The organism is Acetobacter pomorum, from assembly GCF_002738225.1.
Taxonomy (GTDB): Bacteria; Pseudomonadota; Alphaproteobacteria; order Acetobacterales; family Acetobacteraceae; genus Acetobacter; species Acetobacter pomorum.
In genome coordinates this window covers 1-2,321 of sequence record NZ_PEBQ01000100.1, presented here as the reverse complement: position 1 = coordinate 2,321, position 2,321 = coordinate 1, and the positions used below count along the sequence as shown (strand labels likewise).

The 2,321-nt window shown below is 48.0% G+C and carries 1 protein-coding gene; it reads left to right on the top strand.

Annotated features, from left to right (window positions below):
* Window positions 1-123: 123 nt before the first annotated feature.
* Window positions 124-2,321: autotransporter-associated beta strand repeat-containing protein (locus CSR02_RS07585; protein WP_208616815.1), on the top strand; the 2,198-nt coding region annotated here is incomplete at its 3' end.

Here is a 2,321-nt window from a genome sequence, read left to right as displayed (position 1 = left end):
GATCCCACCTCCGGCACTACACTCTCAGAAGGCGTGTACCGTCTCTTTGACTACTCCGGCGCCCTCAGTGGGTCTACAGCTCTATCTTCCACCTTGCCTATCAATGCAGGTGACGCGGTTGACTTGCAAACTGCGATTGATGGGGAAGTGAATCTGGTTGTTTACAGCACTGCTCAGGCTTTCTGGAACGGTAGCGGAAAAGACAACGGAATTCTGACAGGGGGGGACGGTACCTGGAATTCAACGAATCCGAACTGGACTGATGCCAATGCTGATGTCAACGCTGAATGGTCATCAGGTCGAGCCGCAATATTTGAAGGCCAATCAGGCAATGTCGTTGTAGATGATAGCCAAGTCAATATTTCTGTCTCGGCAATTCAGTTTTCCAATACAGACGGGGGCATATATCGTATCTCTGGCGATGAAATTGATGCTTCAGGAAACTCTATCTCTGTTAATGTGGGGGATGGAGTTCCATCGGGATCAACGATTACAGCAGAAATTGACTCTGCAATTGAAGATGGAGCAGCAGGCACTTCAAAAGTCGTTAAAGAGGGCCTGGGGACCTTAATCCTTGGCGGTAATAATGGATATACCGGCGGCACTGATATTGAGGCGGGCACTCTTGAGTTAACGTCATCGTCAGCACTTGGATCTGGATCCGTCTTAGATAATGCTTCCGTGGTTGCGAAACTTGGTGATAACGCAATCTCAGAAATTTCTAATAATTTAAATGGAACTGGCAGTTTCACCAAGGAAGGTGCCGGAACTCTGGTCCTATCTGGGAGTGATACACTTACAGGCAGCATTGATGTTCAAGGTGGCAAACTAACGATTGCAGACAATGCTTCTCCAACAGACGCCAGTATCGAGATTGGTAACGACACTCAACTAGATGTTTCTGGAACTGACGTTTCTACCAAAAGCATTACAGGTGAGGGTTCCGTATATCTCGGAGACAAAACTCTTACCCTGACTGATGCTTCAGGTCGTATTTCAGGTGAAGGTGAAATATCAGGCGGCACCCTGAGTATCGAATCTGGTCAAGAAGTCTTGGATGGGACAGATGCTAAGCAGACGAATGTCGAAGTCGGTTCTTTAGGGGCAATATCCCTGACGGATGGTGCTGCTGTAGGTTCAGTAACCGATGACGGCGGAAGCGTAAACTTGGCAGGAAATGTCATCCTGACTGGAGCTCTGAATGGGTATGGCTCAGTCACATTTGATGACAGTCAAACTGATACTCTTTATATCCGCGGACTTTCAGGTCAGTTTTCAGGCACGATAACTGGAGAGGGGACACTGAATCTTCTTTCTGGGGCTTCACAGACCCTTTCAGGGGAAAATGTCTGGTCGGGCGGAATAGAGATTGGGGATGAAGCAGCGCTCACTGTTGCTGACACTACAGATCACGCAGCAAACCTGCCAGAGACCGGGAATATTGACGATGAAGGTTCGCTGATTATCAAGAACTCTTCTGGGCACTCTACTTCAATTACAGGAAATATTGACGGCAAGGGGGCTTTGGAAATTGATGGTGGTAAAGCCTCACTTGAAGGGGATAACGGATATAGCGGAGGCCTGACTGTTTCCAATGCAGATGTTGTAGCGAACACAGCAAGCGTTGGTACCGGATCTATTGCTCTTGAGAACGGGGCTATTCTTGATATTTCCCAGAATACAGACGGGATACTTTCTCCAGTTGTTTCAGGGGATGGAAGTGTTGAGAAAGCAGGTGATGGGAATGTCACATTGGCCGCGGCGAATTCTTATGCCGGAGGCACTGAGATTGATGGCGGATCTCTGATTGGTTCTGCTTCATCATTCGGTAGTGGCAGCATCACTGATAATAGTTCTCTCATTGTGTCCGATGATGATGATAGCGTTCTGTCCAACACAGTATCGGGCACAGGTTCCCTGACTAAATCCGGCAATTCTGAACTGACACTAGAAGGAGAAAATGATTTCTCAGGCGGCCTGAATATTCAGGATGGTTCTGTGAAATCCTCTGTAACAGGTCTTGGAAGCGGATCTATTTCTGATAATGGCTCTCTTGATATTTCGCAGGAAGCTAATGCATCACTTTCGAACACCATTTCAGGCTCTGGCTCTGTTCAAAAAACAGGTGCTGGCACGCTCACTCTGACAGGATCTAATGCTTATAGCGGTACTACGGAAGTTGCCGCGGGTACATTGAATGTAGATGGAGATAGTAGCGGAGTTACCGGTCAGGTTAGTGTAGACAGTGGCGCGGCCTTGGGCGGTACTGGCACGATAGGTGGTAGTGTTGATATTGCTGAAGGTGCAACTCTTGGGGCTGG